Source organism: Campylobacter gracilis, assembly GCF_018374135.1.
In the GTDB taxonomy this organism is placed as follows: domain Bacteria; phylum Campylobacterota; class Campylobacteria; order Campylobacterales; family Campylobacteraceae; genus Campylobacter_B; species Campylobacter_B gracilis_A.
On the sequence record NZ_JAHAFS010000005.1, the window covers coordinates 113,294 to 127,094 of the forward strand.

Annotated in this window: 15 protein-coding genes and 1 tRNA gene; 7 read left to right on the plus strand and 9 right to left on the minus strand. The window is 45.8% G+C overall.

The genetic code is table 11. The features are described from left to right. Nucleotides 1–68 precede the first annotated feature (68 nt). The 3 genes from KH703_RS03805 to KH703_RS03815 all read left to right on the plus strand — a co-directional run bounded on the left by KH703_RS03805 (nucleotide 69) and on the right by KH703_RS03815 (nucleotide 3,450). Nucleotides 69–1,418: a sodium-dependent transporter gene (locus KH703_RS03805; protein WP_304294280.1), complete on the plus strand. Its 1,350-nt coding sequence runs from the start codon at nucleotides 69–71 to the stop codon at nucleotides 1,416–1,418. Between the two features lie 150 nt (nucleotides 1,419–1,568). Continuing rightward, nucleotides 1,569–2,912, plus strand: a complete 1,344-nt coding sequence (locus tag KH703_RS03810) for a sodium-dependent transporter (RefSeq protein ID WP_304294282.1) — start codon at nucleotides 1,569–1,571, stop codon at nucleotides 2,910–2,912. Nucleotides 2,913–3,042: 130 nt separating this feature from the next. Next, on the plus strand, nucleotides 3,043–3,450 hold the full coding sequence (locus tag KH703_RS03815) for a hypothetical protein (protein ID WP_304294283.1): 408 nt from the start codon (nucleotides 3,043–3,045) through the stop codon (nucleotides 3,448–3,450). Nucleotides 3,451–3,713: 263 nt separating this feature from the next. Here KH703_RS03815 and KH703_RS03820 read toward each other — a convergent pair whose 3' ends face one another. The 9 genes from KH703_RS03820 to mraY all read right to left on the minus strand — a co-directional run bounded on the left by KH703_RS03820 (nucleotide 3,714) and on the right by mraY (nucleotide 9,744). Continuing rightward, nucleotides 3,714–3,842 carry a hypothetical protein gene (locus KH703_RS03820; RefSeq protein ID WP_304294285.1) on the minus strand — a complete coding sequence of 43 codons (129 nt, stop codon included), beginning with the start codon at nucleotides 3,840–3,842 and terminating at the stop codon, nucleotides 3,714–3,716. 372 nt (nucleotides 3,843–4,214) lie between these two features. After that, the gene (locus tag KH703_RS03825; RefSeq protein ID WP_304294287.1) at nucleotides 4,215–4,556 is read right to left on the minus strand and encodes a hypothetical protein; all 342 of its coding nucleotides are present in this window, start codon (nucleotides 4,554–4,556) and stop codon (nucleotides 4,215–4,217) included. An 84-nt stretch (nucleotides 4,557–4,640) separates the two neighbouring features. Further along, the gene (locus tag KH703_RS03830; RefSeq protein WP_304294288.1) at nucleotides 4,641–4,814 is read right to left on the minus strand and encodes a hypothetical protein; all 174 of its coding nucleotides are present in this window, start codon (nucleotides 4,812–4,814) and stop codon (nucleotides 4,641–4,643) included. Nucleotides 4,815–4,877: 63 nt separating this feature from the next. After that, nucleotides 4,878–5,042, minus strand: a complete 165-nt coding sequence (locus tag KH703_RS03835; RefSeq protein WP_304294290.1) for a hypothetical protein — start codon at nucleotides 5,040–5,042, stop codon at nucleotides 4,878–4,880. Next, entirely contained in the window at nucleotides 5,039–5,773 is a 735-nt protein-coding gene (locus KH703_RS03840; protein ID WP_369692723.1) for a tyrosine-type recombinase/integrase, read from the minus strand. The genes KH703_RS03835 and KH703_RS03840 overlap by 4 nt, the downstream gene beginning before the upstream one ends. Then, nucleotides 5,748–6,071, minus strand: coding sequence for an integrase arm-type DNA-binding domain-containing protein (locus tag KH703_RS03845; RefSeq protein ID WP_304294292.1), 324 nt, complete (start codon nucleotides 6,069–6,071; stop codon nucleotides 5,748–5,750). Before KH703_RS03845 ends, KH703_RS03840 begins: the two co-directional genes overlap by 26 nt. 443 nt (nucleotides 6,072–6,514) lie before the next feature. After that, nucleotides 6,515–6,590: transfer RNA gene (locus KH703_RS03850), tRNA-Phe, on the minus strand. A 550-nt stretch (nucleotides 6,591–7,140) separates the two neighbouring features. Beyond that, nucleotides 7,141–8,565, minus strand: a complete 1,425-nt coding sequence (murD, locus tag KH703_RS03855) for a UDP-N-acetylmuramoyl-L-alanine--D-glutamate ligase (RefSeq protein ID WP_304294294.1) — start codon at nucleotides 8,563–8,565, stop codon at nucleotides 7,141–7,143. Between the two features lie 114 nt (nucleotides 8,566–8,679). Then, nucleotides 8,680–9,744, minus strand: a complete 1,065-nt coding sequence (gene mraY / locus KH703_RS03860; RefSeq protein WP_304294296.1) for a phospho-N-acetylmuramoyl-pentapeptide-transferase — start codon at nucleotides 9,742–9,744, stop codon at nucleotides 8,680–8,682. 198 nt (nucleotides 9,745–9,942) lie between these two features. On the opposite strand from mraY, the gene gpmI reads away from it, so the two are divergent. The 4 genes from gpmI (at nucleotide 9,943) to KH703_RS03880 (ending at nucleotide 13,795) form a co-directional block, all read left to right on the plus strand. After that, entirely contained in the window at nucleotides 9,943–11,409 is a 1,467-nt protein-coding gene (gpmI, locus tag KH703_RS03865) for a 2,3-bisphosphoglycerate-independent phosphoglycerate mutase (RefSeq protein WP_304294308.1), read from the plus strand. A gap of 101 nt (nucleotides 11,410–11,510) precedes the next feature. Next, complete coding sequence (fabG, locus tag KH703_RS03870) at nucleotides 11,511–12,254, plus strand: 3-oxoacyl-ACP reductase FabG (protein WP_304294298.1); 744 nt, start codon at nucleotides 11,511–11,513, stop codon at nucleotides 12,252–12,254. Nucleotides 12,255–12,322: 68 nt separating this feature from the next. Then, a complete protein-coding gene (acpP, locus tag KH703_RS03875; RefSeq protein WP_005873350.1) occupies nucleotides 12,323–12,559 on the plus strand; it encodes an acyl carrier protein in 237 nt (78 codons plus the stop codon). A gap of 18 nt (nucleotides 12,560–12,577) precedes the next feature. After that, nucleotides 12,578–13,795 (plus strand): beta-ketoacyl-ACP synthase II, encoded by a 1,218-nt coding sequence (locus KH703_RS03880; RefSeq protein ID WP_304294301.1) that lies wholly within the window; start codon nucleotides 12,578–12,580, stop codon nucleotides 13,793–13,795. Nucleotides 13,796–13,801 lie beyond the last annotated feature (6 nt).

Consider the following 13,801-nt stretch of genomic DNA (forward strand, 5'->3'; position numbering starts at 1 on the left):
GACTAGCTTGGCGAGTTAAGCTATATTTTGCTAATATTGCCCTTTCAAATTCCGCTACAAGGCATAATATGAATGATAAATTCAGCAAAATCGGCTTCATTCTCGCAGTCGCAGGCAGCGCCGTAGGGCTCGGTAATGCGTGGAAATTCCCCACTTTAGTAGGCACCAACGGCGGCAGCGCCTTTATCTTGCTATATCTTTTGCTGACGCTTTTGGTTAGCTTCGTGATCTTTTTAGCCGAGATCGTCATCGGCAGGCTAAGCGAAAGCGATCCGGTGCGCGCGTTTGAAAAGCTCGCGCCCTCATACAAAGGCGCATGGAAATACGCGGGATTTTTTATGATTAGCGCGCTTTTGATCTATGCTTTTTACAGCGTCGTAATGGGCTGGATCCTAAAATACGTAGTCTCAAGCGCTTTGTATCTGCCAAAAAGTATAGATGAAAGCGGCGCAGCGTTTAAAGCGCTTTTAGGTAGCGACTTTTCAAGCGCGGCGGTGTGCTTCACCATAGCGTCGGCGTTTTGCTTTTTCATCGTATCTAAAGGTGTCAAAAGCGGCATCGAGCGACTTAATGTCTGGATGATGCCTGCGCTATTTATTTTGCTGGTTTTAATGCTAATTTACGCCGCGAGTTTTGATGGATTCGGACGTAGCGCAAAATTCTTACTAGTGCCAGATTTTTCCAAGCTTAATAAGGATAGCGTTCTTTCGGCGCTAGGACTTGCATTTTTTACGCTTTCGCTGGGCGTTACGACGATTATGACCTATGCTGCGAGCCTGCCTGCGCGCACCAATATCCTAACCTCAAGCATAAATATCGTCTGCATTAATGTCCTAATCGGCGTGATGATGGGGCTTATCGTCTTTACTTTCATCTTTGAATTCGGCGGCGATCCCAAAACGCAAGGTCCAGGGCTAGTGTTTGTCTCACTGGTGGTGCTTTTTTCAAAGCTTGGTGCGATCGGAAACATCCTAGCCTTTTTATTTTTTACCTCGCTGTTATTCGCGGCGATTACTTCTGCAATTTCGATGCTGGAGCCTGCGATTTATTATCTCGTAAACTCCCGCAAGCTAAGCCGCAAGCGCGCTTCGCTTTTAGTTTTTGCCGTGACGTATGTTTTAGGGATATGCTGCATTTTGGGTTATTACGGGGGCACGAGCGAGTATTTTAGCCTAGGTGGCAAGAGCTTTTTTGACGCGCTTGATTACCTAACCTCGAATATCTTAATGCCTCTTAGCGGCATAATTGTGGCGATTTTCGTAGGATTCGTGATCAAAAAACGAGCCGTCGAAATTCTACTGCGCCCATATATGGGACGAATGGGCTTTAAGCTGTGGTATTTCGTGCTACTGCGCTTCGTAGCGCCAGCCGCGATCGTAGTGATAGCGCTCAATCAGCTAAAAATTTTAAATTTTTAAATTTTGCAAAGCGGATGGATAACATGGAAGTTAAAATTTGGCGCTGAAGCAGTCTAAAAGTAGCGAGCCAAATTTCATAGCGAGATGCGGCGGTAGTTTGGAATTTTAAAATTCCGTAGCTTTAAAATTTGAAAAATCATCGGAGCGAAAATGAACGATAAATTTAGTAAAATCGGCTTCATACTTGCCGTCGCAGGCGGCGCAGTGGGGCTTGGCAACGCGTGGAAATTCCCCACCCTCGTGGGTCAAAACGGCGGCAGCGCCTTCGTGCTTTTATACCTCGCGCTCACGCTGGGCGTAGGCTTTAGCATATTTTTAGCCGAGATGGCGCTAGGCAGGCTAAGCGGGCGGGATCTACCGAGCGCGTACGAGACGCTGGCGCCGCGCGGCGGGCGCAAATGGCGCGCGGGAGGCGTTTTTATCGCGGGCGGCATGCTGGTGCTATCCTTTTACCTCGTCATCCTCGGCTGGGTGATCCGCTACATATTTTTGGGCTTTTCTCCGCTGCCCGCAACCGCCGAGGAAGCGGGCGCCGTCTTTGACGATCTCATCTCGCATTCGCTAGCCACGAGCCTGGGCTTTTACGCGCTTGCGCTCGTGCTGACGCTCTGTGTCGTTGCGCGCGGCATCAAAAGCGGTATAGAGCGGCTAAACGTCGTGATGATGCCACTGCTTTTCGTGCTGCTGCTCGCGATGCTTGCGTATGCGTGCACGATGCAGGGCTTCGGCGCGGCGGCGAAATTTCTTTTCTACCCCGACTTCGGCAAAATCACCGTTAACTCCGTCCTATCCGCGCTCGGGCTCGCGCTCTTTACCCTGTGCGTGGGCGTCGGCTGTATCGCGGCATACGCAGCGTCGCTTAGCGAGGGGGTGCGGCTGGTGCGAAGCTCGGTAAACATTGTATTTATCAACATCGCGATCGGGCTAATGATGGGGCTCATCGTCTTTACCTTCATCTTCGAATTCCGCGCCGATCCTGCGCAGGGTGCGGGGCTCGTCTTCGTCTCGCTCACTACGATGTTTGCAAAAATGGGGCTAGCGGGGCAGGTTCTTGAAGTCGCGTTTTTCGTCTCGCTCTTTTTCGCGGGGATCACGAGCGCGGTTTCGATGATCGAGCCCTTCGTCTTTTATCTCATCGGCAGGTTTAAAATTTCGCGCCTGCGCGCAGTCTGCATCTCTGGGTGCGCCATAGCGGTGCTAGGCGCATGCTCGCTGCTATCGATGCACGTGGATTATGCGAGCAGGTTTAAGCTTTTCGGCGCAAGCTTTTTTGGCTGCTTGGATTTCGTAAGCTCAAACGTCATGCTGCCTCTAGGCGCGCTAACCTCGGCGATCTTCGTGGGCTTCGTGATGGATGCGCAGCGCCTGCGCGGGCTTTTCGGCGCCGATATGGGCGAGCTGGGATTTAAAATTTGGTACTTTTCACTGCGCTTCGTAGCGCCCGTCGCGATCGTGATCATAATGGCAAATCTACTGTTTTTCAGCGGGAAGTAGGAAACGATTCGGTTAAATTTAGGCGGCACGGGTTTAAATTTAATCCTCTTTGCGCGAGCTAAATTTAAACGTTAACATCGCAGCCCGTTAGGCTCGTATTTTAACTAAAGTTTTGTTAAAGGAGTAAATTTTGAAAGCTCTTAAATTTCTAGCCAAAGCCCTAATCGCCGTGCTCGGCATTTGTGTGATCGTCGGCGCGCTTAATTACAGCGGGTTTAGCTTCGGCGATCTAAAATGGCTTAGCAAAGATGAACTTTTAGACAATTTTATCCAAGATCAATTTAATGATTATATCTACGACTGCTATTTATCAAAATTTAGCAGAATAGACGATTGCAAAAAAGATATTTTTTACGAACTTGATTCAAATCTTACCGAAATAGACATATTAAATAAGATCGAAAAAATTGTACAGAATGATAATAATCAAACGAAGATTAATAAAATCATCGCTTTGAATTTTATATTCATAAATTGGGAATTGAATTATTTTAGTGTAGGTACAATATTTGGATATTCCGTTAAGTCTATCGTATAGTTTAGGTTTATTTTTACATTCTGATATTTTATATGAGTTTTTAATATAAAATATATTATACTAGCTATAATGGACTAGAATATTTTTGTCTTTAGGAAAATTGATTTTAAAGTACGTATTCCAAAAATAGTATCTATTCCACTCATTGTCTCGTTTATATCGTTCATTATCATCTTTCAAAGTCCAAGCGATTTTCTTATTGCTTATGATATTTTTGCTTATATCGTTTAAAGTAAAATTTTTTCTAACTTCCTCTTTTTATATTAAACAGCGACTTCATCTTGCGCCGCCTTTCTCATAAAAAACGCCTCTACTTCAGAGGGGTCAAAAAAGGTGATATTTTTGCTAAATTTTATCGGTCTTAGAAAGCCTTGTTTAGCAAAATACCACAACCGTGCTTAAGCCTATGCGTAGATACTAGCAATCTGCGCCGCCCTTAGATACTTCGGTTTAACTTCGCTTTTTCTCATTGCTTAGCCTTTATTATTTGGATTATCCTTGCAAAGATTAGGCGAATTATGGCAAAAAATAAAATTTTAATCTAGCGCAAAAATAGCGTGAAAATCGATGTTAGAAATAAATTTTTATCAGAGAACAGATGTAAAAAATAAAAAGTTTACGGCTTTTAATGTATATTTTTAAAAACTTGCATTGATTGAGATGTAAAAAATAAATTTCTTATGTCGATTTTTATGTAAGAAATTTATTTTTATGTAAAAATTGTAATTGTTTTTTAAAAAATAAAATTCTTTTTTATCAATATTCTAAGGGCTTGAATATCTTTTAATAGTTGTTGTCTTACTTATTTTATTTTTTGTCTGCTCTAAAATAAGGTCAAAAACCCTATCGTCAAAGCTCCTATTTATTTCTGATAAAGTTGTTTTTCTTATCAGGGTTTTCAAGTCCCTATCTAGGGCATTTGAAAGTTTGTTTATGTTGTCTATTATTCCCTTTTTAGTGAATTCATCTTCTTCGCTAAGCAATAAAATTTTAACATTTGGTGTTTCCTTACTTTCAAACATAATATCATTTATTAAAGTTTCGGACGGATACTCAGATAAATCAATTACTGATTTTTGATAAAAATATCTTAAGCTATCAAGCACTTCTATACCTTTTTTAGCGGCGTTGATGTTAGGTAATTAATAGGTTTTTTAGTTACCCCAACTGCCATAAATAAAGGTCAATTGCTAATAAAATATTTGTTTTAGCTCGCTAATTGCTTCGATTTCTAAGGCGTCTAAAAAATACAGATTTAATAAAACTTCATCGAAATTTTTTATTTTTCCTGCCGCTTTATTCTCACATAGATTTTCTTGCAGTTCTGATAATATGCTTTCTGAGATTTTTTTAACATCTGCCATTTTTTTGCCTCCTAATTGTTTTTTATTTCGAGTATGTAGCCGCTCCACCAGTCAAGCAAGATTTTAAGCTCGTCCAAAAAAATCGGCTTTTTCGGAGTAGCTTAAATCTACTTTGTCGCCGTGTAGGTGGTCTAGCGCCTTTTTGATAGCCTCTTTGCTTACTCCGTGCTTTTGCATATTGTTAAACGCCTGCGTCATAAATATGCCCCGTAGGCTATGCAGGGTCACGGCGCGCCCCGTCTGTCTATCTCTAAAGTCAAAGCCCTTAATCGCGTTTGTGGCGGTGTCTTTGTGGATATGTCCCGTAAAGTGCGAGTTAATAAAATATGCTCGTATGCTCTGCTTAATTTCGCCTGGTCCCCAAGTATCCGCATAACCTCATCGCTAAGCGGCAATTTGAAATCGCCTATCTCGCTGCGCTTGATTTTCTGCTCGGCGCGCGGAATGGTTAAAAGCCTCTTATCGAAATCTACGTAATCCCATTTTAGGCGCGACAGTGGCGCGGCTCTTAGCGGCAGGTGTAGGCATAACTTCATCGCGTTTTTAATCGTCTCAAAATGAGGATAATCATAAATGGCGTTAAAAAATGCCTTTAAGTCCTGGCGCTCGGTTAGCTTAGCGTAATGCTCGACTTTGGTTTTGGGGATTAGACTTTTGGCGTCGATATTCGCCATAATATTAAGCTCCGCATACCCGCTCGATACGGCAAATAAAAAGACACGGTTTAAAATTTGGTTGATTATCTCGGCGGTTTGCGGCGTGGTTTTTGACGTTTCTTTAAGGATGTCCGCTATCTCGCCGTGAGTAATGCTCTTTATGCCTCTGTCTTTTAGTATCGGCATTACGTGATTTTCAATGCGGCCGCGCTTGGTCTTTAGCGTTTGGGGCAGTATGCTTTTGGCTTCAAACTCTAGCCACTCGTTAAAGACCTTTTCAAAACTGAGGTTGTGCTCGCTTATCTCCTTTGAGCTTTGGCGCGCTTATTTTCTGTGATAGGGTGATACCTCTCATCACTAGCTTTTTAAGCTCGTTTCTCTTCTCTCGCGCTTCGGCTAGCGATAAAACAGGGTAGTTGCCTAGCCCCGTGTTATTCAGCTTGCCCGTATCGGGGCTAATAAAAACAAATACCCAGCGCTTACGTCCGCTCTTGCTTACTATCAGTCCTAAGCCATCGCCGTCCGTGAGCTTGTAGTCTTTGGCTTTCGGCTTTGCCTCTTTGATTTGCTTATCGCTAAGCGGTTTTACTATCCTAGCCATTGCGTTCTAACTCCCTTAAATGCGTTATTTGAGACGATTTAAAAATATTTTTTTGATTTTTAGACCAAAATCTCGCGCAAAAATATTTTAAAAATCGCCTCCTTTCTGCTCTGCGTGTGCTTAAAATAGGAGGATTTGATGAGGTTTAAAACATTTTTCGCTTCGAGGGCGTTTTTAAGCTTCACAAAACCCTATTTTGGGCGTTTCAAGCGTTTTAAAACATTTTTTAGAGTGCCTTGTAAGTCCGTTAGATAGGGCATTTGGTAAGTTTTAAAAATATTTTTTCGCTTGACTTTCGGAATTTTGCCAAAAATATTTTTAAAATGTTTTTAAATTGCTAGCTTTACTTGATTATTTTAGATTGCTTTAGAGGGTTAAAATCTCTTGAAGTCCGTATTTTAGGGGTTTTATTAGATTGCGTTAGATTGTAAAAAAATAAGCAATGGTGGTTAGAGGCAGAATCGAACTGCCGACACGCAGATTTTCAGTCTGCTGCTCTACCGACTGAGCTATCCAACCACCGAAAAAGAAAAGTAATTTTAGCCATGCAATACTTAAATCTCGGTTAAAATCCTCGATTTTCGCTAGATTTTTGCACGTTACGCTCGAAAACGGCCAAATTTACTCAGTTAAAATTTTCTAAATTTCAGTAGCAAAAAATATTGCTTATGCGGCAATTTGCAATAATCAAAATGAGCTATCGATCTAAAAAGCAAAGTGGTATAAAATTTTACTATTTAGCCGACTTTGCAAATTGTACGCTTGGTTTTAGGCTGTGCAAAGTAGATAAATTTGCGTCAAAGAATCGCTGCATCGTTTTAAATTTGCGCGCATAACGGGCGATAGCTGCGATTGGTTAAATTTAGTATCGAAAATTGGCTTTAATTTGGACTTGGCGAAGCATCTTTATAAACATCGCGCTCAGGCTAATAGTGTGACATAGGGATGCTTACTTCGGGATTGAATTTATTTAGATATCCGCGCAGCAGAAGCGTTGAAATTTTAAAATACGATTGCAAATTGTATTAATAAAGGCTCGACCTGATCTATCTAAACTTGATATGCTTATCTATCCGAGTTGTGCGACTTGTTTTTTAAATAGCTCGCCGCGTTCGGCGTAGCTTTTAAATTGATCCAAACTGGCACATGCAGGGCTTAGCAGCGCTATTTCGCTTGCAGAATTTATGGAATTTTTAAAATTTTCGAAATTTTTAGAATTCTGCGAACCTAAAGTTTTGCCACTGCCCGCGTCCACGCAAGAGCTCGCGCTTTCGGTAGCCGAAATTTTATCCTGCATTAAATTTCCTGCGGAATTCTCGTCACCTAAGCGTCTTTTTGAAATTTCATTTTCGCAAAAATTTTCTCCGCTCAAATACCGCTTCGAAATTTCGCTCACCGCCGTTTGTAAAATTTCGCAGCGCACGCAAGCAAGACTGTATTCGTCGCACAAAAGCACGATTTTATCAGTATTTGAGCCGATCGCGTAAATTTGCAGATCGTATTTTTTAAACTCCGCAAAAAGCGGGTGCAGATCCACGCCTTTATCGTCGCCGCCGAGGATTAGATGTATTTTGCGCCCCGAGTAGCGCTTCAGCGCCTGCGCACACGCATCGATGTTGGTGGCCTTCGTGTCATTGACCCAGACCCTGCCGCGCGCGTCGGTAAACTCCTCGAGTTTATTGCCCTCGATCACGAAGTCGTTTAGTCGCATGGCGTCGCATCTGTCGAATAAAATTTTCTCCACGCACAGCGCCAAAAGCGCGTCGATCAAAAACGGGGTGCGGAATTTTATCTCGCCTAAATCGATGCCGAATTTTTGCGCCAGATCCGCTTCGTCCTCATAGCAGATCACGCGAGCCAGGCTATTTTGCGCGGCGGCGGAGCTTTCGTAGGCGCGCGGGATCAGCGCCACGGAGCCTTCGCGAATTGCTAGCAGCGGCGAGAGTTTGGCGCGCTCATACTCCGCGAAATCGCCGTGCCAGCTGAGATGATCGGGCGTGATCGCAAGCAGCACGTAGATGTCGGGGCGCGCGTGTTTGGTATAGTGTAGCGTAAACGAGCTCGTCTCCAGCACCCAAATTTTGGCGCTTTTGCTTAACTTTGCAAGCGGAACGCCCACGTTGCCGCCCATTTGCGAGCCGTATCGCTCGAGTAGGTGCTGCATCATCTTCGTCGTCGTGGTCTTGCCGTTCGTGCCGCTGATCCAAATTTTAAGACCTTTGTAATCGTCGAAATAATCGTATTCGCTGATTAAATTTCGCGCCTTTCGCACCAGCTCGTGATGCGGCGGAAAGCCTGGACTTGGGATTTCAAGTTCGCTTGCGGCGGGATCGAACTCGCTCGGGTTTAAAAGCGCGTTGCCGAACTCATCCAGCTTAGGCGCGCCCGAAGAAATTTCAAATTTATCGTCGTAGATATCCCAGCCGCCTTCGTCGCGGCAGTGCTCGGCGATCGCTTTGGTCGTAAGCCCGTAGCCAAATAGCGATTTTTTCATTTTTCTCCCCTTTTGCCCCATAAAATTTGAGTTATCTCATCCGCGCTAAGCCCGGCAATTTCGCCGTATCTTTTACGCGCCGTTTCGAAGTCGGGTTCAATCTGCGCTCGCATTTTATCTCAGTTTCAGCGATGTCAGCGCTATGATATTTGCGATCAGCGCGATGATCCAAAAGCGGATGATGATTTTGTTTTCGACCCAGCCTTTAAGCTCGAAATGGTGATGTATCGGCGCCATCAGGAAAATTCTGCGTTTAAAAATTTTAAAGCTGCCTACCTGCAAGATCACGCTGAGCGTTTCGATGACGAAGACGAAGCCGATCATTATGAGTAAAATTTCGTTTTTCGTGATGACCGCGCAGTATCCTAAAAACGCACCCACGCTCAGGCTGCCGCTATCGCCCATAAAGACTTCGGCGGGGTAGCAGTTAAACCACAAAAATCCAAGCAGCGCGCCGATGAGCGCCGATACGATGATGCAGACCTCGCCTGCGCCTGCGACGCGCGGTAGCAAGAGATACTGCGAGTAGATAGCATGCCCGCAAAGATAGGCGAATATGCCCAAGCTGCAGAGCGAAAATACCGACGGAATGGTCGCTAATCCGTCTAGCCCGTCGGTTAAATTTACCGCGTTTGAGCTAGCGCTTATCACGATCGTCCAAAACAGCGGCGCGAAGATCCATAAATTTAGCAGAGGGTATTTAAAAAACGGCACGAAAAATTCCCCGCTCAGATCGCTAAAACCATAAAGCGTCGCCCCGATCAGAAAGGCCAAGAAATTTTGCAGTGCAAATTTAGCTCGCGCGCTAAGGCCTGCGTGGTTTTGGCGGCCTAAAATTTTAGAGATATCATCCTTGAAGCCTATGTAGCCGAAGCCTACCAAACAAAGCAGTCCGCAGAGCACGAAAACGTTGTTTAGCTTGGCGCACAGCAGGCTTGCGAGCACCGCGGCGGTAACGAAAACGAGCCCGCCCATCGTAGGGGTTTTGTTCTTTTTCTGATGGTTTTGCGGCGCGAGCTCGTAGATGGGCTGCGCGGCGTGTCTGGCTTGCGCCCAGCGGATAAATCGCGGCATAGCCCAAACCGAAAAACAAAAAGCGATAAAAAACGCGATTCCTGCGCGAGCGGTGATGTATTGGAAAAAATTTATATTCGTAAGATGGTAAAGATAATAAAACAAAGTTTGCCTTTTAAATTTTATGAAATTTTATATGAAAACGCGCATTTTAGTATAAAAGAGGTAAAATTTAGCTTTTAGGGCGGATGAAATTTTGCCGCATTTGCCAAAAAAAAGTATAATGTCGCTCGTAAAAACAGCGCTGCAGACCTGCTTCAAAAGGCCTGTGCGGTGAAATTCAGACGAAATTTAGGAGCCAAAATGGGGCAAAAGACGATTTTACTTATCACCGACGGCATCGGATTTAACGCTAGCGATAAATTTAACGCGTTTGCGAACGCGAAAAAGCCCGCCTATGATTATCTTTTTAAAAACGTGCCCAATACGCTGCTGCGCACCTCGGGGCTTGCCGTGGGCTTGCCGCAGGGGCAGATGGGAAACAGCGAAGTAGGGCATATGACGATCGGAAGCGGTAGAATTTTGTATCAAAACCTAGTCAAAATCGATCGCGCGATTGATGAGGGCTCGCTTGAGAAAAACGAAGCGCTGCAAAGCCTGCTTTCAAAGTGCCGCAGAGTGCACGTAATAGGGCTTTACAGCGACGGCGGCGTGCATTCGCATCTACGCCATTTCGACGCGATCTGTGAGATAGCGCAGAATGCGGGTTGCGAGACGTGGGCGCACGCTATCACCGACGGACGCGATGTTTCGCCGAGCAGCGGAGCGGAATTTTTAAAGCATTTACAGGCTAAATTTAAAGTCGCGAGCGTGTGCGGACGCTTTTACGCGATGGATCGCGACAAGCGCTTTGATCGCGTAAGGCGCGCTTACGACGTGCTCATGGGCGAAACGGCTCCGCTTGAAATTTTGCCGAGCGAATACATACTGAAAAGCTACGAGCGCGGCGTGAGCGACGAGTTTATCGAGCCTGCGAGCTTTAACGGCTTTAGCGGTATCGACGCGGATGACGGAGTGATTTTTGTAAATTTTAGAAACGACCGCGCTAGAGAGCTTTGCGCGGCTTTGGGCGATGAGAGCTTTAGCGAATTCAAGCGGAAGTTCGTCGTGCAAAATTTAATCACGATGAGCGAATACGACGCGAGCTTTAAATTTCCTCTGCTTTTTGAGAAGCCCGTGCTTAAAAACACGCTTTGCGAAGTGATCGCGGAAGCCGGTCTTACGCAGCTTCACACTGCCGAAACCGAAAAATACGCACACGTGACGTTTTTCTTTAACGGCGGCGTCGAGGAGCCGCTGCCGAACGAAATTCGCGTGCTGATCCCGAGCCCCAAAGTAAAAACCTACGACGAGCAGCCGCAGATGAGCGCGCCTGCGGTGTGCGATGCGGTGATCCGCGGCATCGAAGCGGGGATGGATTTCATCGTCGTAAATTTCGCAAACGGCGATATGGTCGGCCACACGGGCAATTATGACGCCGCGATAAAGGCGGTCGAGGCGGTGGATGAGTGCATCGGTAAAATTTTAAGCGCGGCGCAGGCGTACGATTACGCCTATGTGCAGATCAGCGATCACGGCAACTGCGAGGCGATGCGAGACGCTGACGGCGAAATTTTAACCAACCATACGACCTTTGACGTATTTTGTTTCGTGCTGGGGCGCGGCGTGCGTGAACTAAAAAGCGGACTTGGGCTTAGTAACGTCGCAGCGACCGTGCTAAAACTAATGGGGCTGCCAAAGCCCGCGGAGATGGACGAGGCGCTATTTTGAAATTTCAACGGCGTGGGTCGCGAGTAGATTTAAACTGCTAAAATTTAGGTAAATTTGGATAAATTTACGCTAGAGATTAAAATTTTAACAAAAGGACAAGTATGAAATTTGGCGGGAAAAACGTTTTAATCACGGGCGCGAGCCGCGGTATCGGCGCACAGATCGCAAGGACTTTAGCGGGCTATGGGCTTAAGGTGTGGATTAATTATCGCTCAAAGCCCGAGATAGCCGACGCGCTGCTAGAGGAGATCCGCGCAAACGGCGGAGAGGGCGCCGTGATAAAATTTGACGCGACGAACGAGGCGGAATTTAGCGAGGCGATTGCCCTGATCGCGCAAAGTGACGGCGAGCTAAGCTATCTCGTAAATAACGCGGGCGTCACGAACGACAAGCTCGCGCTTAGGATGAAGTTGGAAGATTTCATGGGCGTGATCGAAGCAAATTTAAGTAGCGCTTTCATCGGCTGCCGCGAAGCTTTAAAGCTAATGAGCAAAAAGCGCTTCGGCGCGGTCGTAAACATCGCCTCGATCGTCGGCGAAATGGGCAACGCGGGGCAGGTCAATTACAGCGCGAGCAAGGGCGGAATGATCGCAATGAGTAAGAGTTTCGCAAAAGAGGGCGCGGCGCGCGGCATCCGCTTCAACTGCATAACTCCGGGCTTCATCGCCACCGATATGACAGACGCGCTAAGCGACGACGTAAAAGCAAGCTACGAAGCGAGTATCCCGCTTAAACGCATGGGAAGCACGAGCGACGTTGCCGAAGGAGTTGCGTTTTTACTCAGCGACGGCGCGGGCTACATTACTGGAGAGTCGCTTAAAATCAACGGCGGGCTCTATATGTAGCGTTAAATAGCGGAATTTAAGGTTAAATATTATAGAATTACGCGGTATTTTTTTAAAGGAGTGCTAAAATGGCAGTATTTGAAGATGTAAGAGACGTAGTTGTAGAGCAACTAAGCGTAAGCCCGGATCAGGTTAAACTTGACTCTAAAATTATCGAGGATTTGGGCGCGGACTCTCTTGACGTAGTTGAGCTAGTAATGGCTTTAGAGGAGAAATTCGGTATCGAGATCCCAGATAGCGAGTCTGAAAAATTAGTAAGCATTAAAGACGTAGTAGATTATATAGAAAATTTGCCTAAGAAATAAAATTTTAAGGAAGCGGTTTTGAAACGAGTCGTAGTAACGGGCATCGGGATGATAACCTCTCTCGGGCTTGACAAACAGAGCAGTTTTGAAGATATCTGTAACGGAAAAACCGGGGTTGATAAAATTTCGCTCTTTGACGCTAGCGAATTTCCGGTTCAAATTGCAGCTGAAGTAAAAGGTTTCGATCCTTCGAGCATAATCGAGGATGGAAAAGAGATAAAAAAGATGGATAGATTTATCCAGCTGGGACTTAAAGCTGCAGGTGAAGCTATGGATGACGCTAAATTTAGCGGTTTCGATAGCGACGAATTCGGCGTTAGCTCCGCTAGCGGTATCGGCGGCTTACCAAACATCGAGATAAACGCCAATACCTGCTTGCAGCGCGGCCCTAGGCGAATTTCTCCGTTTTTTATCCCTTCTGCGTTAGTAAATATGCTCGGCGGCTTTGTTTCAATATATTATAAATTAAAAGGTCCAAATTTATCCAGCGTTACGGCTTGTGCGGCTTCTGCGCATGCGATTATGGACGCTGCGAGAGTTATCATGATCGGTGAAGCGAAAAAGATGCTTGCAGTGGGAGCCGAGGCTGCGGTTTGTCCCGTAGGTATCGGTGGATTTGCTGCGATGAAGGCGCTTTGTGCTAGAAATGACGATCCTGCGCACGCTTCGCGTCCGTTTGATGCGGAGCGAAACGGCTTTGTTATGGGCGAAGGCGCGGCGGCTTTAGTTTTAGAAGAGCTAGAGGACGCAAAAGCGCGCGGCGCTAAAATTTACGGCGAGCTCGTAGGGTTCGGCGCTAGCGGCGATGCTTATCATATCACTTCGCCTAGCTTAGACGGACCGATTCGCGCTATGAAAAAGGCCTACGAAATGGCAGGACGCCCGAAGATTGATTATATCAACGCTCACGGAACGTCCACCGCAATAAACGATAAAAACGAAACCGCGGCGTTAAAAGAGCTTTTCGGTGAGGGCAAGGTGCCTGCGGTCAGCTCCACCAAGGGTCAGCTAGGACATTGCCTAGGCGCTGCCGGAGTGGTAGAGGCTGCGATCAGCCTTTTAGCGATGCAAAGCGGCATCATACCGCCTACGATAAATCAAATTTCAAAAGATCCAGATTGCGATTTGGACTATGTGCCAAACGTCGCTAGAAAAGCCAAACTCGATTGCGTTATGAGCAATAATTTCGGATTTGGCGGCACAAACGCGTCGCTTATTTTCAAAAGAGTAGATTAATGGCTA